Annotated in this window: 1 protein-coding gene; it reads right to left on the bottom strand. The window is 68.3% G+C overall.

Features of this window, described 5'->3' with window-relative positions:
* Positions 1–169 precede the first annotated feature (169 nt).
* Positions 170–1,525 carry an aminotransferase-like domain-containing protein gene (locus tag AC1VNY_RS42360; protein WP_482409648.1) on the bottom strand — a complete coding sequence of 452 codons (1,356 nt, stop codon included), beginning with the start codon at positions 1,523–1,525 and terminating at the stop codon, positions 170–172.
* Positions 1,526–1,787: the final 262 nt, after the last annotated feature.

Here is a 1,787-nt window from a genome sequence, read left to right as displayed (position 1 = left end):
GGGTTGGGGTGGGGGCTCTCTCCAGGGATCACATCGTGGAGAGAGCCCCCGGCCGTATTGCATCTTCGATGCAATACGACCTAAGAGCGAGCTTCGCTCGTCTCGACCCCCGCAGGCGGGAGAGGTAGAACCAGTCTGCCTCGAGACGTTCATCCCAACTCATCCTGGTCTAGCGCCCGATCGCCCGCTGCAAGGTCGGCATCAGCTTCGGGTCGCGGCATTGCGCGACGTTGAAGCGCATGAAGGCGGCGGCCGTCTGCGAGGCGCTGAACACGTTGCCCGGCGCCAGGACGACATTGTCTGCGAGCGCCAGCCGCGCCACGTCGGCGGAATCGCACCCGTGGGGCAGACGGCACCACAGATAGAAGCCGCCGCGCGGCATCAGCCAGGGTGTGACGCCGATGCGCTGCAATTTGTCGCCGACGTCGCGGCGGGCGCGGGCAAGGCGCCGGCGCAGCTCCTCGACGTGCTTGCGATAGAAACCGCTCGACAGCACGCTGGCGATGATCTCGGTGGCGACCGCGCTCGGGCCGCCGAAACCGGTCGCGACCTGGAGATCGACGAGATCCTCGATCCAGTCCGCGCGCGCGGCGATGAAGCCGCAACGCACTGATGCCGACAGCGTCTTGGAGAAGCTGCCGATCCGGATCACGCGGCTCAGGCCATCGAGCGCGGCGAGCCGCGCCGAAGGCTCCGGCTCGAAGTCCGCAAAGATGTCGTCCTCGACGATGGTGAGATCGTAGGCTGTGGCGGCATTCAGCACGCGGTGCGCGGTCTGCGGCGACAGCGTCGCGCCGGTCGGATTATGCAGTGCCGAGTTGGTGACATAGAGCCGCGGCCGCTCGGCGGCCAGTGTCGCCTCGAAGCTCGCGACATCGGGCCCCGACGCCGTATAGGGCACGCTGACGATGCGAACCTGATGCGCGCGCAGCAGGGCCCGGAAATTGAAGTAGCAGGGATCGTCGACCAGCACGGTGTCGCCCGGCCGCAGCAGGAAGCGGCAGACGAGATCGATCGCCTGCGTGCCGGACGCGGTCAGCAAGAGCTGCTCGGGCGGCACCTCGATTCCCTCATCGGCAAACCGCGCCATCAGGATCCGGCGCAGCGCGAGCGAGCCGCGCGTCGCGCCGTAGTCGGAGAGCACGGCGTCGTCGGCCCGCGCCAGGCCGCGCAACGCGCGCCGCAGCGCCTCCGTCGGCATCCACTCGGCCGGCAGCCAGCCGCAGCCGGGTTTGAGCGCGCCCGTCTCGGCATCGAGCGATTGCCGCGACACCCAGAAGGGATCGACCGCGCGGTCGCGCTGCGGCTGGTCCTTGGCGAGCGCGAGCGGCGGCAGCGCCGCGGACGAAACGTAGAAGCCGGAGCCGGGCCGGGCGCGGATCAGGCCCTCGGCGACGAGGCGGTCATAGGCTTCGACGACGGTGGAGGGCGACACGCCCATGGTCGCGGCCAGGCCGCGGATCGAGGGCAGGCGGTCGTCGACGACCAGCGCGCGGCTCGCCACCTTGGCGCGGATCGCGTTCATCACGTCGGTGGTCCGCGTCGCCTTTGGTGCATCGGATTGTTGTTGCAAGTGTATGCCTACCTTTGCCCATACAGTTTTCCGGTATTGTACTGATCTGTAGCTGCCTTGGCGAGCCTCCGCTGGCTATGGTCGGTGTGAGAATGAGATTCGGTCTGGCGGCAAGCTCGCTTCACCTCTCCCGCTTGCGGGGGAGGTCGGCGCGCCAGCGCCGGGTGGGGGTTCTCTCAACGAGATGACTCGTGGTGATACCCCCACCCCGACC

Source organism: Bradyrhizobium ferriligni (assembly GCF_056837965.1).
The sequence above is the reverse complement of the archived record's forward strand: the minus strand, read 5'-3'. Positions and strand labels throughout refer to the sequence as shown.